The sequence below is a fragment of the Bacillus norwichensis genome, assembly GCF_014836955.1.
GTDB classification, from domain to species: domain Bacteria; phylum Bacillota; class Bacilli; order Bacillales; family Bacillaceae_C; genus Siminovitchia; species Siminovitchia norwichensis.
Genome location: NZ_JACSPV010000012.1, coordinates 53,611 through 78,777 on the forward strand (window position 1 = coordinate 53,611; position 25,167 = coordinate 78,777).

23 protein-coding genes and 1 other annotated feature are annotated in these 25,167 nt (G+C 41.2%); of the genes, 21 read left to right on the forward strand and 2 right to left on the reverse strand.

The window, feature by feature from the left end; all coding sequences use genetic code 11:
* The first annotated feature begins 7 nt into the window (after window positions 1-7).
* From pyk to H9631_RS09240, 3 genes are read left to right on the forward strand one after another with little or no spacing between them, the layout of a single operon-like run.
* Window positions 8-1,768: a pyruvate kinase gene (pyk, locus tag H9631_RS09230; protein WP_191812057.1), complete on the forward strand. Its 1,761-nt coding sequence runs from the start codon at window positions 8-10 to the stop codon at window positions 1,766-1,768.
* Between the two features lie 47 nt (window positions 1,769-1,815).
* Window positions 1,816-2,202: an FxsA family protein gene (locus H9631_RS09235; protein ID WP_191812059.1), complete on the forward strand. Its 387-nt coding sequence runs from the start codon at window positions 1,816-1,818 to the stop codon at window positions 2,200-2,202.
* Between the two features lie 25 nt (window positions 2,203-2,227).
* Window positions 2,228-2,392, forward strand: a complete 165-nt coding sequence (locus H9631_RS09240; RefSeq protein ID WP_191812061.1) for a hypothetical protein — start codon at window positions 2,228-2,230, stop codon at window positions 2,390-2,392.
* Here H9631_RS09240 and ytvI read toward each other — a convergent pair.
* Window positions 2,382-3,509, reverse strand: a complete 1,128-nt coding sequence (gene ytvI, locus H9631_RS09245) for a sporulation integral membrane protein YtvI (protein WP_191812063.1) — start codon at window positions 3,507-3,509, stop codon at window positions 2,382-2,384. The two genes, H9631_RS09240 and ytvI, sit on opposite strands and share 11 nt — an antisense overlap.
* An 86-nt stretch (window positions 3,510-3,595) precedes the next feature.
* Between ytvI and H9631_RS09250 the strand changes: the two genes are divergently transcribed.
* From H9631_RS09250 to H9631_RS09310, 13 genes are all read left to right on the forward strand, one after another.
* Window positions 3,596-4,078, forward strand: coding sequence for a DUF441 domain-containing protein (locus tag H9631_RS09250; RefSeq protein WP_191812065.1), 483 nt, complete (start codon window positions 3,596-3,598; stop codon window positions 4,076-4,078).
* A gap of 238 nt (window positions 4,079-4,316) precedes the next feature.
* Window positions 4,317-5,435 carry a citrate synthase gene (citZ, locus tag H9631_RS09255; protein ID WP_191812067.1) on the forward strand — a complete coding sequence of 373 codons (1,119 nt, stop codon included), beginning with the start codon at window positions 4,317-4,319 and terminating at the stop codon, window positions 5,433-5,435.
* A 103-nt stretch (window positions 5,436-5,538) separates the two neighbouring features.
* Window positions 5,539-6,810, forward strand: coding sequence for an NADP-dependent isocitrate dehydrogenase (gene icd / locus H9631_RS09260; RefSeq protein ID WP_191812069.1), 1,272 nt, complete (start codon window positions 5,539-5,541; stop codon window positions 6,808-6,810).
* A 106-nt stretch (window positions 6,811-6,916) separates the two neighbouring features.
* Window positions 6,917-7,855, forward strand: a complete 939-nt coding sequence (gene mdh / locus H9631_RS09265) for a malate dehydrogenase (RefSeq protein ID WP_191812071.1) — start codon at window positions 6,917-6,919, stop codon at window positions 7,853-7,855.
* Window positions 7,856-7,977: 122 nt separating this feature from the next.
* Window positions 7,978-8,427: a MaoC/PaaZ C-terminal domain-containing protein gene (locus H9631_RS09270; RefSeq protein ID WP_191812072.1), complete on the forward strand. Its 450-nt coding sequence runs from the start codon at window positions 7,978-7,980 to the stop codon at window positions 8,425-8,427.
* Between the two features lie 121 nt (window positions 8,428-8,548).
* Window positions 8,549-9,505, forward strand: coding sequence for an FtsH protease activity modulator HflK (hflK, locus tag H9631_RS09275; RefSeq protein ID WP_191812074.1), 957 nt, complete (start codon window positions 8,549-8,551; stop codon window positions 9,503-9,505).
* The gene (gene hflC, locus H9631_RS09280) at window positions 9,506-10,438 is read left to right on the forward strand and encodes a protease modulator HflC (RefSeq protein WP_191812076.1); all 933 of its coding nucleotides are present in this window, start codon (window positions 9,506-9,508) and stop codon (window positions 10,436-10,438) included.
* 265 nt (window positions 10,439-10,703) lie between these two features.
* Window positions 10,704-11,051: a DUF4260 domain-containing protein gene (locus tag H9631_RS09285; RefSeq protein WP_191812078.1), complete on the forward strand. Its 348-nt coding sequence runs from the start codon at window positions 10,704-10,706 to the stop codon at window positions 11,049-11,051.
* Window positions 11,052-11,309: 258 nt separating this feature from the next.
* The gene (gene polA / locus H9631_RS09290; protein ID WP_191812172.1) at window positions 11,310-13,931 is read left to right on the forward strand and encodes a DNA polymerase I; all 2,622 of its coding nucleotides are present in this window, start codon (window positions 11,310-11,312) and stop codon (window positions 13,929-13,931) included.
* 218 nt (window positions 13,932-14,149) lie between these two features.
* Window positions 14,150-14,980: a DNA-formamidopyrimidine glycosylase gene (mutM, locus tag H9631_RS09295; protein WP_191812080.1), complete on the forward strand. Its 831-nt coding sequence runs from the start codon at window positions 14,150-14,152 to the stop codon at window positions 14,978-14,980.
* A gap of 86 nt (window positions 14,981-15,066) precedes the next feature.
* Entirely contained in the window at window positions 15,067-15,699 is a 633-nt protein-coding gene (gene ytaF, locus H9631_RS09300; protein ID WP_191812082.1) for a sporulation membrane protein YtaF, read from the forward strand.
* A gap of 18 nt (window positions 15,700-15,717) precedes the next feature.
* A complete protein-coding gene (gene coaE, locus H9631_RS09305) occupies window positions 15,718-16,320 on the forward strand; it encodes a dephospho-CoA kinase (RefSeq protein ID WP_191812084.1) in 603 nt (200 codons plus the stop codon).
* A gap of 600 nt (window positions 16,321-16,920) precedes the next feature.
* Window positions 16,921-17,949, forward strand: coding sequence for a glyceraldehyde-3-phosphate dehydrogenase (locus H9631_RS09310; protein WP_191812086.1), 1,029 nt, complete (start codon window positions 16,921-16,923; stop codon window positions 17,947-17,949).
* Between the two features lie 135 nt (window positions 17,950-18,084).
* On the opposite strand, the gene lepB is transcribed toward H9631_RS09310, so the two are convergent.
* The gene (lepB, locus tag H9631_RS09315) at window positions 18,085-18,633 is read right to left on the reverse strand and encodes a signal peptidase I (protein WP_191812088.1); all 549 of its coding nucleotides are present in this window, start codon (window positions 18,631-18,633) and stop codon (window positions 18,085-18,087) included.
* A 193-nt stretch (window positions 18,634-18,826) separates the two neighbouring features.
* On the opposite strand from lepB, the gene nrdR reads away from it, so the two are divergent.
* The 5 genes from nrdR (at window position 18,827) to thrS (ending at window position 25,151) form a co-directional block, all read left to right on the forward strand.
* On the forward strand, window positions 18,827-19,282 hold the full coding sequence (nrdR, locus tag H9631_RS09320) for a transcriptional regulator NrdR (protein WP_191812090.1): 456 nt from the start codon (window positions 18,827-18,829) through the stop codon (window positions 19,280-19,282).
* A gap of 16 nt (window positions 19,283-19,298) precedes the next feature.
* Window positions 19,299-20,729, forward strand: coding sequence for a replication initiation and membrane attachment family protein (locus H9631_RS09325; protein WP_191812092.1), 1,431 nt, complete (start codon window positions 19,299-19,301; stop codon window positions 20,727-20,729).
* Window positions 20,716-21,651 (forward strand): primosomal protein DnaI, encoded by a 936-nt coding sequence (gene dnaI, locus H9631_RS09330; protein WP_191812094.1) that lies wholly within the window; start codon window positions 20,716-20,718, stop codon window positions 21,649-21,651. Before H9631_RS09325 ends, dnaI begins: the two co-directional genes overlap by 14 nt.
* Before the next feature lie 443 nt (window positions 21,652-22,094).
* Entirely contained in the window at window positions 22,095-22,883 is a 789-nt protein-coding gene (locus tag H9631_RS09335) for a putative sporulation protein YtxC (protein ID WP_191812096.1), read from the forward strand.
* Window positions 22,884-22,941: 58 nt separating this feature from the next.
* Window positions 22,942-23,169 (forward strand) — a binding site (T-box leader).
* A gap of 50 nt (window positions 23,170-23,219) precedes the next feature.
* Window positions 23,220-25,151 carry a threonine--tRNA ligase gene (thrS, locus tag H9631_RS09340; RefSeq protein WP_191812098.1) on the forward strand — a complete coding sequence of 644 codons (1,932 nt, stop codon included), beginning with the start codon at window positions 23,220-23,222 and terminating at the stop codon, window positions 25,149-25,151.
* Window positions 25,152-25,167: the final 16 nt, after the last annotated feature.

The window sequence follows — 25,167 nt, forward strand, 5'->3', positions numbered from 1 at the left end:
AGTATTAATGAAAAAAACAAAGATAGTTTGTACGATCGGACCGGCAAGTGAAAGCCCCGAACTGATTCAACAATTGATAGAGGAAGGAATGAACGTTGCCAGACTGAACTTTTCACATGGCAGCCAGGATGAGCATCGTGAGCGCATCATTAACATTCGTAAAGCTGCGGAAAAAGCTGGCAAGGAAATTGGAATCCTGCTTGATACAAAAGGTCCTGAAATCAGAACACATGATATGGAAAATGGAGCTATTGAACTGGAAACTGGTCATATCCTTACTGTTTCCATGGCAGAAGTAGTAGGTACGAATGAAAAAATATCTGTTACTTATGACGGTTTGATCAATGATGTACAAGTTGGTTCAAAAATTTTACTAGATGATGGATTAATTGAGCTTGAAGTAATCGACTTGAAAAAAGAGTCTAGTGAAATAAAAACAAAAGTTTTGAATAACGGAACTTTAAAAAATAAAAAAGGTGTAAACGTCCCAGGAGTTTCCGTCAATCTGCCTGGAATTACGGAAAAAGATGCAAAGGATATTCTTTTTGGAATAGAGCAAGGGGTTGACTTCATCGCGGCTTCATTTGTAAGAAGGGCCTCTGATGTGCTCGAGATTCGACAGCTGCTGGAAACAAATGATGCTCCTCATTTGTATATCATTCCAAAGATCGAAAACCAAGAAGGCGTCGACAATATTGATGAAATATTGGCAGTATCGGATGGACTTATGGTCGCTAGAGGAGACTTGGGTGTGGAAATTCCGGCTGAATCGGTCCCTATGGTACAAAAGCGGCTGATTAAAAAATGTAACGAAGCTGGTAAACCGGTTATCACTGCTACCCAAATGCTCGACTCCATGCAGAGAAATCCGAGGCCGACAAGAGCGGAAGCAAGCGATGTTGCGAATGCCATCTTTGACGGTTCAGATGCAGTCATGCTTTCTGGAGAAACCGCGGCGGGAGCTTACCCAGTGGAAGCTGTCCGAACCATGAATAATATTGCCCTTGAGGCGGAAAAAGCACTGAACCACAAAGAAATTCTTTCTCAAGTAAGCAAGTATAATGAACACAATATGATGGATGCTATTTGCCAATCAGTGGCTCACACTGCAATCAACCTTGGTGTAAATGCCATTGTGGCACCAACAGAAAGCGGTCATACAGCTAGAATGATTTCCAAGTATCGGCCAAAAGCACCGATTGTTGCTGTAACGTCCAGTGTGGGAGTAACCAGACGTCTGACTTTGGTTTGGGGGGTATCGCCTCAAGTTGGTGAAAAGGTGACAACAACAGATGAGATGCTTGATCTAGCAGTAACCGAGAGTCTTAACACTGGTATAGTAAAGCATGGAGACCTCATCATTATCACAGCAGGGGTTCCAGTTGGGGAAGCGGGGACAACGAACTTAATGAAAGTGCATGTTGTTGGGGATGTCTTGGCAAAAGGACAAGGAATTGGAAGAAAATCTGCTTATGGAAAAGCAGTCATTGTTAAAAATGCCCGCGAAGCTTTAGAAAAAGTAGAAGAAGGCGACATTATGGTTGTCATTGGAACAGATAAAGAAATGGTTTCGGCTCTTGAAAAATGTTCAGCTCTTGTTGTGGAAGAAGGTGGACTGACGAGCCATGCAGCTGTAGTTGGAATCAATCTTGGGGTTCCGGTCATAGTAGGAGTCGACAATGCAACGAGCATTTTTCATGATGGGCAGGAAATAACTGTCGATGGCATCCGCGGAGTAGTGTACAACGGTCATGCGAGTGTTCTATGAGGTCTTATGATATAATAGAGTAAAGACCACTAGGGAAGTGACAAAATTTGAGATTTTTACTTTTCTTGTTCATTGTCGTCCCAGCTTTGGAAATTGGTCTGTTCATTTTGGCAGGCAAAACCATAGGGGGCTTCACAACAATCGCTCTTATTATTGCAACTGGGATTCTCGGTGCTTTTCTTGCAAAACAGCAGGGCTTGGGAGTATTGAGAAAAATGCAGGAGCAAATGAGATTCGGATATCCTCCTGGAGAGGCGCTGATTGAGGGTGTTTGTGTTTTGTTTGGGGGCTTGCTTCTATTGACACCGGGTTTCGTTACAGATTTTGCAGGGCTGTTGCTTATCCTTCCGCCTACAAGAAGAATGATTCAGCCTGTTCTGTTGAAAATCTTTAAAAGATGGTTTTCAAGAAAGCAGATTTATATATATCGGTAAAAAAAGAGCGGAAGCTCTTTTTTTCGTGACAGAACAGATTGAAAAAATGCTTATCTCGATTATCAGGAGAAGAAAACACCGATTGATGCTGGAAGAGTTTACCCATCATGATAATTTCCATGAAATAAATGAGCCGGCAACTTTCGCAAGGTACGAACAGCTGCTGGCTCCTGGAATTTTTATTTCGTAATGTTTTGTGGGGGACCTTTAATATAAGCCCAAATATCCCGAAAAACATTGGCCTTATGAAGAGTAGTGAGTAAAACCAATGTTACAGGTCCTAAAATAAGTCCGAGAAACCCAATCAGTTTAAAGCCTACGAATAGAGACATGAGTGTTCCTAAAGGAGACAAGCCAATATTGGAAGAAAGGATTTTTGGTTCCATCAATTGGCGCTGGACTATTACAACTGTATATAGAATTCCGAGCCCGACAGCAAGCCCAATATTGCCTGTTACTGCTTCATAGATAACCCATGGTACAAATACTGTTCCGGTTCCCAAATATGGCAGTAAATCAAGCAAGCCTAGAATAAGTGCTATGGTGATAGCGTAATTGATGCGTAGAATCAATAGGCCGACCAATACGATAACAAGAGTGATGGAAATCAGTGTGATTTGTGCTTTGACAAATCCAACAAGGGCTTTTTTCAAATCAGCAAACACTCTTATGCCGCTGCTTTTCACTTTATCCGGAAGAAGGCGACTGGTAAGAACGGATAGTCTCTCCCAATCCTTACTGATAAAGAAAGTGGCTAATAAGGAAAAAATGAGTACTGTGGCGGCGTTTGGAATCCATGATACAAGGCCAGGTAATTTAAGAAAAAAGTTTTGGAGGAAAGCAGTCACGCTCTCCGTAATTCGTCCGCCAGTCTCGTCAATGCTGTTCATGATCGTATCCCTTTGGCCGCTGTCCAGGCTTTGGAACATGCCGGCCAGCTTGTTATAAAATGGGATTACTTGGTTTGCAAACATCTTTTCTAAATATTTGATCAGAGTAGCGACATGCTCAGGAACGACTGTTGCCAGATAAGAAGCACCAGCAACAATCTCGGCTATCAAAAGTGTGATAAGCCCGGTAAAAATCCCGATCAAAACGATTAAAGTGGTTAAAACAGCCAAGGTGCGCGGGAATTTCCATTTTCTTTCTAACACTCCCACTACGGGATTAATAGCAGTGGCAATAATCAGAGCTATGATAAATGGGTAAATAACTTTTGAAGCATAGTATATGGTTAGAAGGGATGCGGCCCCAACGATAATGACAATAAAAAAGCGGATAACCCTATCTGCATTTTCACGATTCAAAGGAAACACCCACCTTATCAATCTATTTACATATTATGATACCATGATAGGATAAAAAATTGTATGAATTTGGAAGGATGAGCTCTATGTTCAATCAAGCTTTTTTCTTTTTGATTCTGTTGCTCGGAATTGGGATAGCCGCAAAAAACCAATCACTTGTCATTGCAGTGGCCGTTTTAATCATTCTTAAATTGGCTGGGGCTGATGAAAAACTTTTCGGCATGATCCAAGCGAAGGGGATCAACTGGGGAGTTACTGTTATCACGATTGCTGTTTTAGCACCTATTGCAAGTGGGTATATCGGTTTTAAGGAGCTTGGTGGAGCGATTAAATCCCCGTACGCTTGGATTGCTCTGGGCGCAGGGATGGCGGTTGCCATCATAGCAAAATTTGGCGTAACATTATTATCTGAAGACCCACATATCACAACCGCACTTGTCCTTGGAACCATTATGGCAGTTTCCCTCTTTAAAGGTGTAGCTGTCGGTCCATTGATTGGCGCAGGCATCGCCTACTTGGCAATGAAATTTTTCGAGGTATTTCGCTCAGGGTCGGGCATGGGAGGTTAGAAAATTTAACCATCTATAAAGAAAATCTTATTGCTAGGTATAAAAAATATGAATCATTATAAAATGTTGAAAAATAGACAAGAATTTAGTTTTGTTTATAATAGAAGATAAGTTCATTACAAATTGCATGATTTTCCACATAACTATGTTCTTTGTCTGAAGTTTTCCCCTAAAAATGTGTATTACGTGCTTTCCACTAAAAGAAATTTTTAAAAAAGAGATAAAGGAGAGGTTTACAATGACAGCAACACGTGGGTTAGAAGGGGTAGTAGCCACAACGTCCTCTATTAGTTCCATCATTGATGACACGCTTACATACGTTGGCTACAATATTGATGATCTAACTGAAAATGCAAGTTTTGAAGAAGTCATTTATTTATTATGGCATCTGGAATTGCCTACAAAGAAGCAGCTCCAGGAATTAAAGGAGCAGCTAGCTGAAAATATGGAGTTGCCGGAGGAAGTCCTCGACAGCTTTAAAACATATCCACTGGATAAAGTACATCCAATGGCTGTTCTTAGGACAGCAGTCTCCGCTCTTGGAATCTTTGATGAAGATTCAGAAGTGATGGATAAAGAAGCAAATTATCAAAAAGCGATCCGTCTCCAAGCAAAAATGCCTGCAATTGTCGCTGCATTTGCCCGTATTCGCAAAGGGCTTGAGCCGATTGCCCCACGCAAAGACCTAGGTTTTGCTGCCAACTTCATGTATATGATTAAAGGAGAAGAGCCTGACCAAATCGAAATTGAAGCGATGGATAAAGCGCTGATCCTCCATGCAGACCATGAGCTTAATGCATCTACTTTTACTGCGAGAGTCTGTGTTGCAACCCTTTCAGATATTTACTCAGGAATCACAGCAGCTATCGGCGCATTAAAAGGACCTCTGCATGGCGGTGCGAACGAGCAGGTTATGAAAATGCTTACAGAAATCGGTTCTGCGGACAATGCTGAAAGCTATATCAAAAATAAACTTGAGAACAAAGAGAAAATCATGGGCTTTGGCCACCGTGTTTACCGTAAGGGAGACCCTCGTGCCAAACACTTGAAAGAAATGTCAAAAAGACTAACTGAAATCACTGGCGCACAGGAATGGTACAACATTTCTGTTAAGGTTGAGGAGGTATTTACATCTGAAAAACCATTGCCTCCTAATGTTGACTTCTATTCAGCATCTGTTTACCATAGTCTCGGATTTGACCACGATTTATTTACGCCGATTTTTGCTGTAAGCCGTACTTCAGGATGGCTTGCGCATATTTTGGAACAGTACGAGAACAACCGTCTGATTCGACCACGGGCAGAATATACTGGACCGGGAATGCGATCATACATCACGCTTGACGAGCGCAAGTAATGATGAGTTAGAATTTTAGATTGTATTTTGATATGATAGAGCGGGGAGAAGGTTAGGAGCTTATGCTTACTAACCTTTGATACTGAAATTGGAGGGATTTAGAATGTCTCAAGCTGAAAAAATTACAGTTTCAAATGGTGTATTAAATACGCCTGACCATCCAATCATTCCTTTTATTGAGGGAGATGGAACAGGCCCTGATATTTGGGCTGCGGCAAAAAGAGTTTTAGACGCAGCTGTAGAAAAGGCTTATGGCGGCAAAAGGAAAATTGATTGGAAAGAAGTATATGCGGGTGAAAAAGCCCATAATAAATTTGGTGAATGGCTTCCTGAGGAAACCTTGGATACAATTCGCGAATACCTTATCGCTATTAAAGGACCTCTTACAACACCAATTGGTGGCGGCTTCCGTTCATTGAATGTTGCGTTGCGTCAGGAGCTTGACCTGTATGTATGTCTGCGTCCAGTTCGTTATTTCGATGGAGTTCCTTCCCCTGTCAAGCGTCCGGAAGATACAGACATGGTTATTTTCCGTGAAAATACAGAGGATATTTACGCAGGAATCGAATATCAAGAAGGCTCCGAAGAAGTGAAAAAACTAATCGATTTCCTTCAAAATGAAATGGGCGTAAATAAAATCCGCTTCCCTGAAACTTCAGGTATCGGAATCAAACCGGTTTCTTCCGAAGGTACAAAACGCTTGGTACGTGCGGCTATCAATTATGCGATTAAAGAAGGACGTAAATCTTTAACGCTTGTACATAAGGGCAATATTATGAAATTTACTGAAGGTGCCTTTAAAAACTGGGGTTACGAAGTGGCTGAGCAAGAGTTTGGAGATAAAGTATTCACTTGGAACCAATACGACAAAATCAAAGAAGAACAAGGAACTGAAGCTGCGAACAAAGCACAGGCTGACGCAGAAGCTGCTGGAAAAATCATTATCAAAGATGCGATCGCTGATATTTTCCTACAGCAAATTCTCACTCGTTCCAAAGAATTTGACGTAGTGGCAACAATGAATCTTAATGGGGACTATATTTCAGATGCATTGGCAGCACAAGTTGGAGGAATCGGTATCGCTCCTGGTGCAAACATCAACTATGATTCTGGCCATGCGATTTTTGAAGCTACACACGGAACAGCTCCTAAGTATGCAGGATTGGATAAAGTGAACCCATCTTCAGTTATTCTTTCTGGAGTCCTTATGCTTGAACATATCGGCTGGGTTGAAGCTGCTCAATTAATTACAAAATCAATGGAGAAGACAATTGAATCAAAAGTTGTCACATATGATTTTGCCCGCCTAATGGAAGGCGCGACAGAAGTAAAAACTTCCGAATTCGGTACAAAATTGATCGATAATATGGATTAATTTTCTTTCATCAAGGGAAAAATTGGATTTAAGAGCATAAAATTTGGAGACTGTTTATAAAGCAGTCTCCATTAGTGTGAAATTTAATGAAAGAAGGGACTTTCCCATGTCATTAAAGCGGAAAAAAATATCTGTTATTGGTGGAGGATTTACAGGAGCAACAACAGCGTTCCTGGCGGCACAAAAAGAACTTGGAGATGTTGTTCTGGTTGATATTCCAAAAATGGAAAACCCTGTAAAAGGGAAAGCACTGGACATGTTAGAGGCTAGTCCGGTCCAAGGTTTTGATGCAAGCATTACTGGTACATCCAACTATGAAGACACGAAAGACTCCGACGTTGTCGTCATTACTGCTGGCATCGCCCGAAAACCAGGAATGAGCCGGGATGATCTTGTGCAAACAAACCAGAAAGTCATGAAAAGCGTAACACAGGAAATTGTGAAATACTCTCCAAACTGTCATATCATTGTGCTGACAAATCCGGTGGATGCCATGACATATACCGTGTTTAAAGAATCAGGATTCCCGAAAAACCGTGTAATCGGCCAGTCAGGTATCCTGGATACTGCACGTTTCCGTACATTTATCGCACAAGAATTAAATCTTTCTGTGAAAGACATTACAGGATTCGTTTTAGGGGGCCATGGAGACGACATGGTTCCGCTAGTTCGCTATTCCTATGCAGGAGGAATTCCGCTTGAAAAATTAATTCCACAGGATCGGCTTGATGCAATTGTGGAAAGAACCCGAAAAGGCGGAGGCGAAATCGTAAATCTGCTTGGCAATGGAAGTGCCTACTACGCTCCCGCTGCATCACTCGTTGAGATGGTTGAAGCCATTGTGAAAGATCAGCGGAGAGTGCTACCTTCTATTGCCTACCTTGAAGGAGAATATGGGTACAAGGGCATTTATTTAGGTGTACCTACCATCCTTGGCAAGGATGGGATCGAGCAAGTAATTGAACTGGAACTGACAGCTGAGGAAAAAGCATCTCTAGATAAATCAGCAGAAGCAGTCCGAGAGGTAATGAACGTTTTGGAATAAATGCCGTTGAAGAACCAATCATTTATAATGGTTGGTTCTTCTTTTACTTTGTTTTTAATAATAAAAATGGTATTATATTTCAAAATAGATTGTAAACTTTAAACTTTTCGGGGGTGCTCTTATTGTTATTGGGGAAAAAGCGTAAGCTGGGACGGCAGATTGGTGAAATCTCACGAGGCGAAAAGCTAAAGCTGACAGAGAAAATCGAAGATAAGGATCTATTGCTGTATCTTGGTTTGACAAATGACGCCAACCCGCTTTATATCCAGCATGACTATGCTTCCCAAACACCATATGAAAAGCCAATCGTACCATCGATTATGTTGACTGGCATCATCATTTCAGCTGTTACAAAGTACTTGCCTGGTCCGGGATCCAATATTCTAAAGCAGGAAATAGAGTTTCTGAAGCCGGTCTTTCATTATGTTACAGTCGAATTTTTGTTTGAGATTATGGATGTTAATGAACAAGATCGCTTGGTTACTGTAAATGTACAGGGGACAGAAAGTGGAGAAACGGTCATAACCGGTACGCTCCTTGTATCTCCGCCATATCCATCTGTAGAGACATAACAAATCATGAGAATAAGCGCAGGCAATTGGGCCTGTTTTTTTATTTATGTGAAATGAAACCTTTTTTCTGTTGTAGCGTAATACAATAGTATTAAGAGAAAAAGAGAAAGGAACGTGGGGAATGAGTTTAAAAAGGGTATACGCAGCAGTAGGCATTATAATTGCAGGACTTTTGCTCATTGTCGCGCTTTTTACTTCCTGGTATACGCTTGACGAATCGGACCAGGCGGTGATTTTGACGTTCGGCAAAGCCGAGGATACGGTAACTGATCCGGGATTGCATTTCAAACTACCTTGGCCAGTGCAGCGGGTTGAGAAGCTTGCGAGAGAGACAAAGAGTTTACAGTTTGGTTTCAAAGATTCAGAGGGAAAAAAGGAATTGTCTGATGAAACAAAAATGATTACTGGAGACGAGAATATCGTTTTTGCTGATCTTGTGGTCCAATGGAAGATAACAGATCCAAAGAAATATTTATTTAATGCGGACAATCCCGAAGAGGTGTTGTATGACGCGACATCTGCATCCTTAAGAAGTATTATCGGAAGTTCGAAAATTGATGATGCCCTCACTTCTGGAAAAGCTGAGATTGAAGGGAATGTTAGAGATCTTTTAACTGATCTCATGGAAAAATACGATGTAGGCATTTCTATTTTGGCTGTTAAACTCAAAGATGTAGAGCTTCCCAATAAAGAAGTCCGAAGTGCTTTTACAGCAGTGACGGATGCGAGAGAAACGATGAATACCAAAATGAACGAAGCCAAAAAATATGAGAATCAGCGGATGAATGAAGCAAAAGGAGAAAGGGATGCTATTATCTCCAAAGCGAAAGGGGAAAAGGCCGCAAGGCTGGAAACAGCACGTGGGGATGTGGCGGTTTTCAATAAGCTATATAAAGAGTATAAAAGCAATCCGGAAGTGACAAGGGAACGTCTGACAATTGAGACGCTGGAGCAAGTGCTCCCAGGAGCGGAGATTTACATCATGAATGATGAAGGTAATACATTAAAATACTTCCCAATCCGGCCAATGGAAAAAGAAGAGCCGAAACCTGCGGAGAAGACGGAGGGGGATGAGTAGATGGATAAGAAAGTAGTTGACTTCGGTTCACGTAAGGCTACCGAACTGGAGTGGAGGAAATATACAAAGTTTGGTCTGTTATTGATTATTCTAGTTGCACTTCTTATGATTTTTCTTTCCAGCCTATTTATTGTAAAAGAAGGGGAGTTCAAGGTTATTCGCCAGTTTGGTGAGGTGGTTCGCATCAAAACAGAACCTGGGCTTGCCATGAAAGTACCATTTATTCAAAGTGTTTCAACCCTTCCCAAATATCAAATGACGTACGATGTTTCACAGGCGGAGATTAATACGAAAGATAAGAAACGGATGATTATCGATAATTACGCGCTATGGAAAATCGTGGACCCGAAAAAGATGATATCCAATGCACGTTCAGTAGAAAATGCTGAATCAAGAATGGAGGAATTCATTTATTCCGTTGTCAGGACGGAACTGGGGCAGCTGAACTATGATGAAATTATCAATGATGAAAAATCCTCGCGTGGAAGCCTGAATGATAGAGTGACGGAAAAAGTCAATGAATTGCTGTCCCAAGACGAATACGGAGTCATTGTTACAGACGTTCGAATGAAACGTACAGATTTACCGAATGAGAACGAAAACTCAGTTTACACTCGGATGATTTCCGAACGTGAATCAACGGCCCAGGAATATTTGTCACGAGGAGACGCGGAGAAAAATAGGATCACTGCAATAACTGACCAGAAAGTAAGGGAAATGCTTTCTAAAGCACAGGCTGATGCTGAAGTGATCCGCTCTGAAGGTGAAGGGCAGGCAGCAAAAATCTACAACGACTCTTTTTCAAAAGATCGTGAATTCTATCAGCTTTTCCGTACCTTGGAATCCTATAAAAAGACAATTGGCGAGGACACCGTTATTGTTCTCCCTTCTGACTCTCCCTATGCGAAGCTGCTGATGGGATATACCAAATGATGAAATGCCGGGGCAGAAGCACCCGGCATTTTGTTTTAACCTCATTTATTAGAAGTCTCTCACTTCTTTAAGTAGTGAGGTGAAAGCATATTTTGGTACTCCATTCAGTGGGGTTTCAAACTCTGGCTGAATAAAGTAAAAGCCTTCGGCGGATGCCACAGATTTTCAGTGGAAATTTATCTGCGGAGCTCGATAAAATCTGGGCGCAAATAGGCCAAGGCGGATTTGATAGAAGGATAAAATGATTTTTTGGGAGGAATGAATATTGAATAAAGTGCTTTTACATATAGAAGGGTTCGTAGTATTTTCTTCAAGTATATGGCTTTATGGACATTACCATTTCAGCTGGATACTGTTTATTGTACTTTTATTTGCACCAGATATTTCTATGTTTGGATACATAGTCAATAACAAAGTCGGTGCGATCATATATAATGTATTCCATACATATACGGTAACAATCCTTGTTGTTGTCTTTGGGGTGATCTTTTCGGCCCCATTAGTCTTGGCAATCGGTTTGATATGGACAGCTCATATTGGGATGGATAGGATGTTCGGTTATGGATTGAAGTATCCTACTGAATTCAAAGACACTCATTTAAACCGTGTATAATTATAGGCTTCTATCATGAAGTCTTTTTATTTTGTAAAAAGTGTAGTGGCGAAAGTATTCTTCAAAATCTGGAAGCTCCGCGTAATTTTTGGTAAATGCACCTTACTCAAATTTTAGAATAGCCCAAACTTTAGCCTTTCCACTTTCTTCTCTTTTTTTCACATTCCCGAACACACATGCTAGAATAAAAATATCAGACAGGCGGACATTCTGCTTGCTTAGGAGGTATTTGGCTTGGGAAAAAATAGTAAGAAATTGATGCTCATAGACGGGAACAGTGTTGCTTACCGCGCTTTTTTTGCGTTGCCGCTGCTGCATAATGAAAAAGGTGTTTATACAAATGCTGTTTATGGCTTTACCACGATGCTAATGAAGGTGCTGGAGGAAGAGAAGCCAACTCATATTCTGGTCGCATTTGATGCTGGAAAGACGACGTTTCGCCACGAAACATACAAGGAGTATAAAGGTGGCCGTCAGAAAACGCCGCCAGAGCTTTCTGAACAGTTTCCATTTCTGAGAGAGCTGCTGGATGCATATGGAATTAAACGGTATGAGCTTGAAAATTACGAGGCGGACGATATCATCGGAACTCTTGCAATCGAGGCGGAAAAGGACGGTTATGAAGTCAAAGTCATTTCTGGAGACAAAGACTTAACACAATTGACGAGCGATCACATAACAGTAGGGATTACAAGAAAAGGCATCACTGACATTGAAAGTTATACCCCAGAACATATTAAGGAAAAGTACGGTCTGACACCTGAACAAATCATTGATATGAAGGGATTGATGGGAGATCAGTCAGATAATATCCCTGGGGTACCTGGAGTGGGAGAGAAAACAGCCATCAAATTGTTGAAGGAATTCAGTACTTTAGAGAATCTGCTTGGATCCATCGACAAGGTCAGTGGTCCCAAATTAAAAGAGCGCCTAGAGGAATTTAAGGATCAGGCTGTTATGAGTAAGGAACTCGCCACCATTTTAACGAAAGCTCCGATAGACATCAATATACCTAATTTAATATATGAAGGGTATAATCCTGCGGCTTTGAGAACTCTTTTCCAGGAGCTCGAGTTCAATTCCCTTCTTGGAAAGCTTGAAGGCGGCGAAGAGGAAAATGAAGATCAGCAGGAAAATATAGACATTGAATTTCAAACGGCCGAGTCAATTGATGAAGGACTTTTTGCTGATCATACCGCACTATATGTGGAAATTCTTGAAGATAATTATTATACCGGCCCCGTTGTCGGCTTTGGCCTTTCAAGTGAAAAAGGAAATTTTTTCCTTTCGACGGAGACTGCATTGCAATCGGAAGCTTTTAAAAAATGGGCGGAAGACGAAACCAAGAAAAAGCATGTTTTTGACGGAAAGCGTTCAATTGTTTCTTTAAGGCGACAGGGAATTGAATTAAAAGGGATCGACTTTGACCTGTTGTTGGTCTCATATTTGCTTAATCCATCTGAATCCACGACTGATTTTGCAGGTGTAGCACAGCGTCATAAATATATGAACGTACAAACAGACGAAGCGGTTTATGGGAAAGGCGCCAAGAGAAAAGTAGCTGAAGGAGATGTTCTTGCTGAACATCTTGCCAAAAAGGCATTGGGCATTGCTTCGCTGTACAAGCCTTTGCTTGATGAGCTAGATAAAAATGAACTGCTTGATCTTTTCTATGACTTGGAGCTTCCGTTGTCGTTCATTCTAGCAGATATGGAATATACAGGCGTCAAAGTGGATATTGATAGACTGAAGGACATGAAAACTGAGATGGCCGAACGGCTATTGCAGATAGAAGAAAAAATATATGACCTGGCGGGGGAAAAGTTTAATATCAATTCGCCAAAACAGCTCGGTGTTATTTTATTCGATAAACTAGGCTTGCCAGTGATTAAGAAAACAAAAACAGGCTATTCTACTGCAGCGGATGTACTAGAAAAATTAGCGCCTTCACATGAAGTGATCGAAGAAATCCTGAACTACAGACAGCTTGGAAAACTGCAGTCAACTTATATAGAGGGTCTCCTGAAAGTAGTGCATAAGGATACTGATAAAGTGCATACCCGTTTTAACCAGGCGTTGACACAGACAGGGAGATTGAGTTCAACGGATCCGAACCTGCAAAATATCCCTATCCGCCTGGAAGAAGGGCGGAAAATTCGCCAGGCATTCATCCCTTCGCAGGATGATTGGGTGATTTTTGCTGCGGACTATTCGCAGATTGAGCTTAGGGTGCTTGCTCACATCGCGGAAGACGAAAAACTGATGGAAGCTTTTAGGGAAGATATGGATATCCATACAAAAACAGCAATGGATGTTTTTCATGTCAGCAAAGATGAAGTGACACCTAACATGAGGCGCCAGGCAAAAGCGGTTAACTTTGGGATTATCTATGGGATTAGCGACTATGGTCTTTCACAAAACTTGGGGATCACCAGGAAAGAGGCTGGAACTTTTATTGATCGTTATTTGGAAAGTTACCCTAGTGTAAGGAATTATATGAAGGACATAGTGATGGAAGCTAAACAAAAAGGTTATGTATCAACGCTTCTTCACAGAAGAAGGTATATTCCGGAAATAACCAGCAGGAACTTTAACATCAGAAGCTTTGCAGAACGGACAGCCATGAACACTCCAATTCAGGGAAGTGCAGCTGATATTATAAAGAAAGCAATGATTGATATGTATCAAAAGCTTGAAGAAGAAGGATTAAAGACTAGCCTTTTACTTCAAGTACACGATGAATTAATTTTTGAGGCCCCTAAAGATGAAATTGAAAAGCTGAAAAAATTGGTTCCCGATGTGATGGAACATGCGATGGAGCTTAAGGTTCCTCTGAAAGTCGATTATTCATACGGTCCAACATGGTATGATGCAAAATAGAAAAGCGGAGGTGCCTGTCCATCGACGTACAGACTGGAGCGACTTCGACGAGATAAAGGAAACACGCGAAGCAAAGCGGAGCGATGTTGACTTATCGTAGGAGAAGGAGTGAAGTCTGCTAGTCGATAGGCACCGGAGCTAGACACAGAACAAATCATTTCTAAAGGAATACTTATAAATAAATCAATCAACATGCTTGAACATCAGGGAGTGAGGATATGCCGGAGTTACCGGAAGTTGAGAATGTAAGAAGGTCATTACTTCAATTGGTACAGGGGAAAACCATTCAAGGCGTTAAAGCCAGTTGGCCCAAAATTATTAAGCAACCCCTTGAGGTTGAGCAATTTTATGATGCTTTAAAGGATCAGACTATCTATGATTTACAACGAAAAGGGAAGTTTTTGATTTTCATGCTTGACGACTATGCGCTTGTTTCACATTTGCGGATGGAAGGTCATTACAGTGTGAATCAAAATGGAGATCCGGCAGATAAGCATACACATGTGACATTTGTATTTTCTGACGGAACCGAATTGCGTTATCGCGATGTTCGGAAATTTGGTACGATGCATCTATTCAAAAAGGGGGAAGAAGAAAAAGAGCTGCCTTTAGCGAAACTTGGTCCAGAGCCGTTTTCCCCTTCCTTTTCAGCAGAATATCTTAAGTCGGAGTTTCAGAAAACGGAACGGATTATAAAGGCAGTGCTGCTTGATCAAACCATTGTGGCAGGGCTTGGAAATATATACGCGGATGAAGTTTTATATAAAGCGAAAATACATCCGGAGAGGAAAGCCAAAACACTGAAGAAAAAAGAAATCGAGAAGCTAAGCCAAGAAATGGCACAGACATTAGAAGACTCTATCGCTGCAGGAGGAAGTTCAGTAAACACCTATATGGATTCAATGGGATTGAGCGGAACATATCAGAAAAGGCTAAATGTTTACGGACGAAACGGCGAAGCTTGTGTGGATTGCGGGACCATTTTTGAAAAAACAAAAGTGGCGGGACGCGGGACACACTATTGTCCAACGTGTCAAAAGAATCCATAATTATACGTTAAACTCAGCTTTTTAACCATCAGCAAGTATCCTTCATATAATAGTTTATCGCAATTTGAAGGGGAAGGAGCTTGCAGATGGGCTATACATTTTCGCTTTTATTATTAGCAATTGCGATCAGTCTTGACAGCTTTGGAGCCGGATTAGCATATGGATTGAGGAATATTAAGATTCCTCTTAAATCAATCATCATTATTGCATCCTGTACCGCTTTATCACTTGGAACAGCTATGATTTTGGGACAGCTGATCCAAGGGTTGCTGTCTCCTGCAGCCGCTAACCGAATTGGCGGGGCGATTCTCATTATGATCGGTGGTTGGGTTATTTTTCAGTTTATCAGGTCTGAAAGAGAACAAGCAGGACAGCAGGAAAAAATTGAATTTAACTGGGAAATCAAATCGCTTGGAATTGTCATCCATATTTTAAAAAAGCCGACTAGAGCTGACTTCGATTCTTCAGGTACAGTCACAGGTATCGAAGCATTCATGCTGGGGACCGCGCTATCTCTTGATGCTTTTGGAGTGGGGATTGGTGCCGCGATGCTCGGATTCAGTCCAGTCATCTTGTCCGGAGCTGCGGCTGTGATGGGCGGGTTGTTTTTATCTGGAGGTATTGCTTTTGGCGGATTATTCGCCCATATGCGCGCCATACAGAAATTTACCTTTTTTCCCGGAGTACTGCTAATTGTCATCGGACTATTAAAAATGTAAAACGAAAGAGGCTGGCATATGGCATTTATTGTAGGATTAACAGGAGGAATTGCAAGCGGTAAAAGCACTGTTTCCAAGCTTTTAGAAAAGCGGGGCTTTGCCATTGTTGACGCAGATATCGCATCAAGAAAAGTTGTCGAGCCAGGAGAAAAAGCATATAGAGAAATTGTGGAGACGTTTGGCAATGAGATCCTATTGGAAGATGGATCACTTAATCGAGCTAGGTTGGGATCCATTGTTTTTCAAAACGAAGAGCAGCGAAAGATATTAAATAGCATCGTTCACCCTGCGGTTCGAAAAAAAATGAAGGATTGGCAAGAGGAAGCAGTCAAAGCCGGAAAATTGACCGTTATTCTTGACATTCCCTTGCTGTATGAAAGTAAATTAACCCATCTTGTTGAAAAAATAATTGTTGTTTTTGTCAATAAAGAGACACAATTAAAAAGGCTGATGGAAAGAAATGCTTTGACGGAGGAAGAGGCGTTAGCAAGAATCGCTTCTCAAATGTCTTTGCAGGAAAAAGTAAAAATGGCGGACGCTGTGATAGACAACAACGGTAGTATGGAAGAAACAGAAAGGCAGCTGGAACAGCTGATTGTAAAATGGAAAATGAAACCTTGAACGGGAGCGAATGGGCGCTTCCGTTTTTGGTTAATTTAAGTAAAGTATAACTTGCTATGGAGAGTTTAACTTCATTCAGCAGAAATCTCCCACTTCTGTAAGTGGTGAGATGAATGCATATTGGTATTCCATAAGTTGGGGTTCAAATCCCAGTTGAATCAAGTTAAAGCCTCCGGCGGATGCCATAGATTATCAGAGGAAATTTATCGAGCGGAGCTCGATAAAATCTGGGCGCAAATATGCCAAGGCGCATTTGATTTCAAAGGAAGGTTTTTCTTTGTCCAGCTACGACGTACAGGAAGTACTAGTGCAAGCGAAGCGACAGGACGTCGCGTTTCTGAGCCTGTCGATAGTGCCACCGAAGCCACAGGATGTGGCGGCCAGCGCCAAACCGCAAGGATCAAGCCGATTCCCTGTGTTGACTGAAGAACCGCCACTCGGGAATCGTCTTGTGCTAGTCGGGCCTAATCAAGGCGTTTTCGCTTTTCTAATATACCGTAAAAGTCATCATTTTGTAGTTTCTTTTTATCTTAAATATGTTATACTATTTACGATCATATGAAATTAAGTATAACACTATATAGGGGGCTCCCGGTTATTATGAAGGCTAATGTTGCAATTAATGGATTTGGCCGTATCGGCCGCATGGTTTTTAGAAAAGCGATCATGGAAGACCGATTCAATATTGTTGCGGTCAATGCAAGCTATCCTGCTGAAACACTTGCCCATTTAATCAAATATGATACAACTCACGGTACTTTTGGTGCCGATGTACAAGCTAAAGAAAATTCTTTAGTGGTAAATGGAAAAGAGATTAAATTATTGAGCAACCGTAATCCTCTCGAACTTCCTTGGGGAGAGCTCGGTATCGATATCGTTATTGAAGCTACTGGAGTTTTTAATTCCCGCGACAAAGCAGCGATGCATCTTGAAGCAGGCGCTAAGAAAGTCGTTTTGACAGCTCCTGGTAAGAATGAAGATGTAACGATTGTTATGGGCGTAAACGATAAAGATTTGAACATCAACAAGCATGACATCATTTCCAATGCATCTTGTACAACAAACTGTCTAGCACCAGTCGTAAAAGTCATTGACGATGCGTTTGGCATTGAGAATGGCTTGATGACGACTGTTCATGCGTATACAAACGACCAAAAGAATCTTGATAATCCTCATAAAGATTTACGTCGTGCACGTGCATGCGCACAATCCATCATTCCTACGACAACTGGTGCGGCAAAAGCATTATCACTTGTTCTACCTCATTTGAAAGGTAAATTGCATGGAATGGCACTGCGTGTTCCAACGCCTAACGTGTCACTCGTTGACCTTGTTGTAGATGTTAAACGTCCAGTAACAGTTCAAGATGTTAATAGCGCATTTGAAGCAGCAGCAAAGGGTCCGTTGAAAGATATTTTATCCTATACAACAGAGCCGCTTGTTTCAATCGACTTTAACTCTAACCCGAACTCAGCGATTATCGATGGTCTTTCAACGATTGTCATGGATGAGACAAAACTGAAAGTTCTTGCATGGTATGATAACGAGTGGGGCTATTCTTGTCGCGTAGTGGATCTTGTGTCTTATGTAGCATCTATGCTTGATAAAAAAGAAGCAAAAGCTGGTTAATACGAATAAATGAAGGGACAAATCCATTGCGGATTTGTCTCTTTTAAGTTGTGTGTGGATAATGCTGCTTCGTCAAATCTTAAAGCCATCAAGTCATATGCATGGCGACCAGGAATTTACCTATCGTTCTTCCATCTATTTAGGCATACCGATTTCATTCAAAGGATAGAATCGGAATTTCACTTCTCCAATCACTGAATCATTAGAAATGAACCCGAATATGCGACTGTCCTTGCTATTTAAACGGTTATCTCCCATTACAAACAGCATATCTTCAGGGACTTTGTTTTTGCCTGTTTTCTCAAGCAAAGAAAAGTCTTCAGTCAGGCTGTTGCTTGGATTGTTTCTTTTATTTTCATCTAAATAAGGCTCTTTATAGGCCTTTCCATTAACATAGAGGACATCATCTTTCATTTCGATACTGTCACCTGGCAATCCAATCACACGTTTGATGTAATGCGCATTTTCAACATCGGGTGCGCTGAAAACAATCACATCAAATCGCTCAATTTTGGATGTTTTACTAATGATGACTCGATCGTGATCTAAAAAGGAGGGAGTCATCGATTCTCCAAAAACAGTCGTGGGTGAGAAAAGAAACTGCCTGCAAATAAAAGCGAGAATGATAGCAATTGCAAGTGTTTTAACCCAGGAAATCATTTCTTTCTTTGTACTTTCCTTCATGTCTTTCCCTCCAAGGATTTTATTTTGATATATTTACTGTATACTATTTTTACAACTAAGAACAAGGTGTTTCTTATGAATGACTGATCCAAAGTATTTTTTCTACGATTAGCTGAGTTCTGTTTTTCTCTTTTTCTTTCGACATTAATTACTGTATAATGGGGAGAAGCATATTGGAACGGAGCTGAAGAAGATGAAATGCCCTTCATGCAAGCATAACGGCACGCGTGTCGTGGACTCAAGGCCTGCAGATGAATGGAGATCCATTAGAAGAAGGCGTGAATGTGAGCGTTGCTCTCATCGTTTCACGACCTTTGAACGTGTGGAAGAGATGCCCTTAATCGTAATTAAAAAAGAAGGCACTCGCGAAGAGTTCAGCAGGGAGAAAATTTTACGAGGCCTTATCAGGGCTTGTGAAAAAAGGCCAGTTGCATTGAAACAGTTGGAAACGATCACCAATGAGATTGAAAGTGAACTCCGCAATCTGGGACAAGCTGAAGTCAATTCAGAATCCATCGGAGAAATGGTAATGGATAAGTTGGCGAGAGTTGATGAGGTCGCCTATGTCCGCTTTGCTTCAGTTTACAGGCAGTTCAAAGATATTAATGTATTTTTGGATGAGCTGAAGGATTTAATTAAAAAAGATTAGTGAAAGTGTGTTTGGCTTGAAACAATATTGGAACGAGGTCCAGCCTATAGATAGTTTTTATTCAGTGATGAACGGAGTCATTCACGATCATGACAGGAAGGTCATTTCTTTTTTGTATCAGCCTTTAATGGGAGTTAGCTGTACGAATTTGTATATGACTCTTGCCTATATGGTGGAGGAAAACCGTTTATGGTCTGAAGAATGGAATCATTATCATCTGATGGGTCTTTTGGACTTGAATCTGGATGATATTTATCATGCGAGGTTGAAGCTTGAGGGGATGGGTCTTTTAAAAACATTTGTTAAAGAGGCCGAAGATCACAGAATATACATCTATGAGTTGCAACCGCCTTTATCAGCGGAACAATTTTTTACCGACGGCATGTTGAATATTTACTTATATCAAAAGCTTGGACAAACCCATTTTCTTAAATTGAAAAGGGCTTTTTCCGATATGTCTATCAATAAAGAAGAGTATTCAGAGGTTACCCGTTCTTTTCAGGATGTCTATACTTCTATGAGTATTCAGGCATTGAAAAATTTCGAAGGGCAGGAATACAGCTCGCCGGATGCGGATACGAGGTATATTCACAGAGAAAAAACGGAAACAATACAAATTTCGGCGGACAGCTTTAACTTTGATTTGCTTCTGTCTGGATTGACGACTGCCATGGTTCCAAGAAAAGCTTTTAATGCGACAGTCAAGGACACGATAACAAAGCTCTCCTTTTTATATTCTATTAATGAAATGGATATGCAAAAAGTGGTCCTGTCGAGCATGACAGCAGATGATAAAATTGATTTGGACGAATTGAGGAAGGCGGCACGGGACTGGTATCAGATGGAAAATGATGACCAGCTTCCGCAGTTGGTCAACCGGAAGCAGCCTGTTATGTACCGTGAGAGTGATGGTGCCGGGTTATCAGAGGAAAGTAAGCTCATCTTTTATTTGGAGACCACTTCGCCGCGGCAGCTTTTAATAGATTTATCTGAAGGCGCACAACCTGCTATGTCCGATTTGACAGCGGTGGAGGAAATCATGCTGGGCCAGCAGCTTGAACCAGGAGTTATCAATGTGCTGATTCATTATGTTATGTTGAAGACAGATATGAAGCTGTCGAAGAATTATATGGAGAAAATTGCATCCCATTGGGCACGAAAAAAAGTTAAGACAGTAAAAGCTGCTATGGAGCTGGCAAAAAATGAACATCGGCAATATCAAACTTGGGCAAATGAAAAGAATGAAAAGACTCAAAAGCGCAAAAAGCCTATCCGTACCGAGAAACTGCCGGATTGGTTCGTTATGCAGGAAAAGAAGCAGCCTGATGTTCAGTCCAAAACTTCAGCCGCAGAGAATGACAAAGATTTTGTAGAAAGAAAACGCAAGCTGGAGGCTATTCAAAGAAAGTATCGAAAAGATGGAGGTGAAAAAGGTGGAAAGCATTAATAAAACGGTGAACAACCTGTATCAGACGCCTGAATTCCGTAAGAGATATGAGGATTTAAGGCAGGAAGTACTGGAGGACCCAGGTATCCAGGCTTTTTTAGAGGCGAACAAGGAACTTGTTACTAATCGGATGATTGAGAGCAATTTAATGAAGTTGTATGAATACAAGTCTCAGACGATCAATTGCAATGATTGCCCCGACCTTTCCAGATGCGTAAATCTCATGAAAGGCTATGAGCCTTCACTCATGATTGAAAATAACCGGATTGACATTCACTATCGTGCATGTCCTGAAAAGCTCGTGGATGATGAGCGGAAGCGAACAAGGAAATTGATTCAAAGCTTTTACATGCCGAAGGATATATTGAACGCATCCTTTGCTGATTTTTTCTTGGAGAGTGAGGGCAGGATGGACGCTTTTGAATATGCTGAGCGTTTTACGGCGGAATATGCACAAGGAAGCAGCATGAAAGGACTTTATCTTCATGGAGAATTTGGCGTCGGCAAATCATACTTGCTGGGGGCTATAGCCAATCAATTGGCTGAGAAAGGCATTGCCTCATTAATTGTATATGTTCCGGAGTTTTTACGGGAAATGAAACAGTCACTTGGAGACCAAACATTGAATGAAAAACTGGAAACCGTAAAAAAAGCTCATGTCCTCATGCTTGATGATATCGGTGCAGAAGCAATGTCGAGCTGGACGAGAGATGAAATTTTAGGCTCGATCATGCAGTATAGAATGCAAGAGCAGCTTCCCACCTTTTTTACATCGAACTTTGATTTCAGTGGCTTGGAACACCATTTGACATATACTCAAAGAGGAGAAGAGGAAAAGATGAAAGCCCGGAGATTGATGGAGAGAATCAAATTTCTTTCCATTCCAATCAAACTTGGTGGACCGAATCGAAGACATCTGTAAGAGGAAGTTCATGAGGAAATCGGTGTATTTGTCGCACCTTCTTTATGGTGAGGCATGAAGGTTAGTCCATATAACTTCATTCAGTAGAAGTTTCCCGCTTCTGTAAAAGTTCCATTCAGGGGGGCAAACCCCGGCTGAATAAAGTTAAAGCCTACGGCGGATGTCACAGATGTTCAGAGGAAATGTATCGAGCGAGGCTTGATACATTCTGGGCGCATTTGATAAATAAGGCCAATGAATAAATATTTTTATAGAAAAATTTTAAATATCACATCAGAAAAGCGCAAGAAATCAACGTTTCTTAAATTGATTTCTCGCGCTTTTTAGGTTTCAGGCGGTTTTTGTCCAATCCTCATTTTTTCATGTCTAAGGTATAGCCGGGACGTGCCTCCCATATACATGAATCAATGATAAGAAAGTGTCAATCAAAGGAGGGGCCCGGCATGGATATCATCTTTTTATCAGAAGAAGAAGCGATACAATTGCAAACTTTTTTTTATAAATACGGTCTGGATGAACCGTTTTCCAAGGATAAGGACTTTTTTGTTTTTTCATTCCCGGAAAAACGCTGCTACATGGACGCACTTGCACATTTTATCATTCATGTTAAAAAAGGCGAATTCCTTCACAAGATACTTTCTGAACAGTTTTATTTTGAAAATCAAGAAGAACGTGATCAAATTATCGAGATCGTATCTGAGATGTGCAGCGGAAAGAGGGAAGAATTAATCGCATTGACAGGAAAAATGGATGAACTGGGAATGGTCCGAAAAGCAGTGGGGTCTTTTTTGGATTCATCAACATCTTTACGATTTGATTCACTCTTGACTTTCAGGCTAAAAGATTATCGAGAAACATTAAGCCGGTATTTGTATGTGGCTATAGATGAATATAAGATGGAACAGGAATACCAGATATTTATCCATATGTTAAGGGAATATTTGAAGGATCGTACCCCAAGAAAGAAAATGGTCCATCTTTCAATGAATGAAGAAGTAAAGTTTTATGATGAAGACTTTCGAGTTATGGAAAAAGACAAAGTTCTCAATATGGTGGACCGCCAGCTGCTCGCGATTCATCCTGTATATATCGATTCAGCTGTTATTGCACCTCTTTTATCCATGGCTCCTGAAAAAATACTTCTTTATACTCCTTACGATGAGAAACCGCTGGTCAGAACATTAATTAATATTTTTGAAGAGAGACTGGTTATCCTTCCTCCAATCAAATAAATGAATCCTCTTGATTTTCTACAGACAACATTCTATAATACGTACATAATCACATTAACCAATAGTTATGACAAGGACAAGAGTATTCTTTTACGGTTTGCAGAGAGGGAAGGTGTGCTGAAAACTTCCTAACACGATTTGAATGCTTACCACCTTTGAACTCCGGCCATGAAATGAAAGTAGTGGGCGGCGGATCAAATCCGTTATCGTATTCTAAGTCATAAGACGGCTAGGCCGGATTATGTAAATTAGGGTGGAACCACGTGCGTTACAACTCGTCCCTTTGCCAGGGGCGGGTTTTTTTATTTTTCAATGAAAGAAGAAGGAGTAGATTGTATGTCTGACCAATTAAAAATCATTTTTCCAGATGGATCCGTCAAGGAATTTTCTGATGGAACGACAACTGAAGAGATTGCCGCTTCCATCAGCCCTGGTTTGAAGAAAAGTGCGGTTGCCGGAAAGCTGAGCGGTGAAATGATTGATTTAAGAACACCGATTAGCAAAGACGGTTCTATAGAAATCATTACGCCAGGGAGCGAGGAGGCTCTTGAAGTGCTTCGGCACAGCTCTGCTCACTTAATGGCGCAGGCAGTATCACGCCTTTATCCCGGTGTAAAGCTTGGCGTTGGTCCAGTTATTGAAAATGGGTTTTATTACGATATGGATATGGAACATTCATTGACACCGGACGATTTGTCTGCCATTGAAAAAGAGATGAACAGAATCATCGGTGAAAATTTGGAAGTCGTGCGCAAAGAGGTTACAAGGGATGAAGCGAAAAAACTGTTTGCACATGATGAGTATAAGCAAGAATTGATTGACGCCATCCCTGCGGATGAAAAAGTGACGATTTATGAGCAGGGAGAATTTTACGATTTATGCCGCGGGGTTCATGTTCCTTCTACTGGCAAAATTAAGTTTTTCAAATTGTTGAGCATTGCTGGTGCATACTGGCGTGGAGACAGCGACAATAAGATGCTGCAGCGTGTTTATGGAACTGCATTCTTTAAAAAGAGCGATCTTGAAGAGCATCTGAAAATGTTGGAAGAAGCGAAGGAACGCGATCACCGCAAGCTTGGGAAAGAACTTGGCTTGTTTACAAACTCACAAAAGGTAGGGCAAGGGCTGCCGCTTTGGCTTCCGAAAGGCGCAACGATCCGCAGAATCGTTGAACGTTATATTGTTGATAAAGAAGTTGAGCTTGGTTACGATCATGTGTACACTCCAGTAATGGGAAGTGTGGATCTTTATAAAACAAGCGGACACTGGGATCATTATCAAGAAGACATGTTCCCGGTTATGGATATGGACAATGAGCAACTTGTTTTGCGTCCGATGAACTGCCCTCACCATATGATGATTTTCAAAAATGATATTCACAGCTACCGCGAGCTTCCGATCCGTATTGCTGAGCTGGGGCTTATGCACCGCTATGAAATGTCAGGAGCACTTTCTGGTTTACAGCGAGTTCGTGGAATGACATTGAATGATGCTCATATATTTGTTCGCCCAGATCAAATTAAGGAAGAGTTTAAACGGGTTGTTGAACTGATTATTGCAGTATACGGAGATTTCAACATCGGTGAATACTCATTCAGGCTTTCCTACCGAGATCCAGAAGATAAAGAGAAATATTTTGATGATGATGACATGTGGGAAAAGGCACAGTCCATGCTGAAAGAGGCGATGGATGATCTGAATTTGGACTATTATGAAGCAGATGGAGAGGCTGCATTTTATGGACCGAAACTAGATGTTCAGGTGAAAACGGCTCTTGGAAAAGAAGAGACACTATCCACCGTCCAGCTCGACTTCCTGCTTCCTGAAAAATTCGATTTGAACTATGTTGGTGAAGATGGTAAACAGCACCGTCCGGTTGTCATTCACCGTGGAGTTGTATCAACGATGGAAAGGTTTGTTGCCTTTTTGATCGAGGAATACAAAGGAGCATTCCCGACCTGGCTTGCACCTGTTCAGGTTCAAGTAATTCCTGTATCCCCGGATGCACACTTCGATTATGCTAAGCAGGTTACTGATAAACTGAAGGCAAGCGGCTTGCGTGTAGAAATGGATAAGCGCGATGAGAAAATCGGCTACAAAATCCGCGAAGCACAAATGCAAAAAATCCCTTATATGCTTGTCGTTGGTGACAATGAAGTCGAGGCTAAAGCAGTCAACGTAAGAAAATACGGAGAGAAAAAGACAGAAACTGTTCCATTGAACAAATTCATTGAACAAATCCAGGAAGAAGTAAAAAATTATAACTAATGGGGTCACTAATGGG

Coding starts and splice junctions, on each gene's coding strand:
- H9631_RS09250 (WP_191812065.1), top strand. CDS start 3,596: ATGTTCAATCAAGCTTTTTTCTTTTTGATTCTGTTGCTCGGAATTGGG.
- icd (WP_191812069.1), top strand. CDS start 5,539: ATGTCTCAAGCTGAAAAAATTACAGTTTCAAATGGTGTATTAAATACG.
- pyk (WP_191812057.1), top strand. CDS start 8: ATGAAAAAAACAAAGATAGTTTGTACGATCGGACCGGCAAGTGAAAGC.
- hflK (WP_191812074.1), top strand. CDS start 8,549: ATGAGTTTAAAAAGGGTATACGCAGCAGTAGGCATTATAATTGCAGGA.
- mdh (WP_191812071.1), top strand. CDS start 6,917: ATGTCATTAAAGCGGAAAAAAATATCTGTTATTGGTGGAGGATTTACA.
- H9631_RS09335 (WP_191812096.1), top strand. CDS start 22,095: ATGGATATCATCTTTTTATCAGAAGAAGAAGCGATACAATTGCAAACT.
- thrS (WP_191812098.1), top strand. CDS start 23,220: ATGTCTGACCAATTAAAAATCATTTTTCCAGATGGATCCGTCAAGGAA.
- lepB (WP_191812088.1), bottom strand. CDS start 18,633: ATGAAGGAAAGTACAAAGAAAGAAATGATTTCCTGGGTTAAAACACTT.
- coaE (WP_191812084.1), top strand. CDS start 15,718: ATGGCATTTATTGTAGGATTAACAGGAGGAATTGCAAGCGGTAAAAGC.
- nrdR (WP_191812090.1), top strand. CDS start 18,827: ATGAAATGCCCTTCATGCAAGCATAACGGCACGCGTGTCGTGGACTCA.
- H9631_RS09310 (WP_191812086.1), top strand. CDS start 16,921: ATGAAGGCTAATGTTGCAATTAATGGATTTGGCCGTATCGGCCGCATG.
- mutM (WP_191812080.1), top strand. CDS start 14,150: ATGCCGGAGTTACCGGAAGTTGAGAATGTAAGAAGGTCATTACTTCAA.
- hflC (WP_191812076.1), top strand. CDS start 9,506: ATGGATAAGAAAGTAGTTGACTTCGGTTCACGTAAGGCTACCGAACTG.
- ytaF (WP_191812082.1), top strand. CDS start 15,067: ATGGGCTATACATTTTCGCTTTTATTATTAGCAATTGCGATCAGTCTT.
- polA (WP_191812172.1), top strand. CDS start 11,310: ATGCTCATAGACGGGAACAGTGTTGCTTACCGCGCTTTTTTTGCGTTG.
- citZ (WP_191812067.1), top strand. CDS start 4,317: ATGACAGCAACACGTGGGTTAGAAGGGGTAGTAGCCACAACGTCCTCT.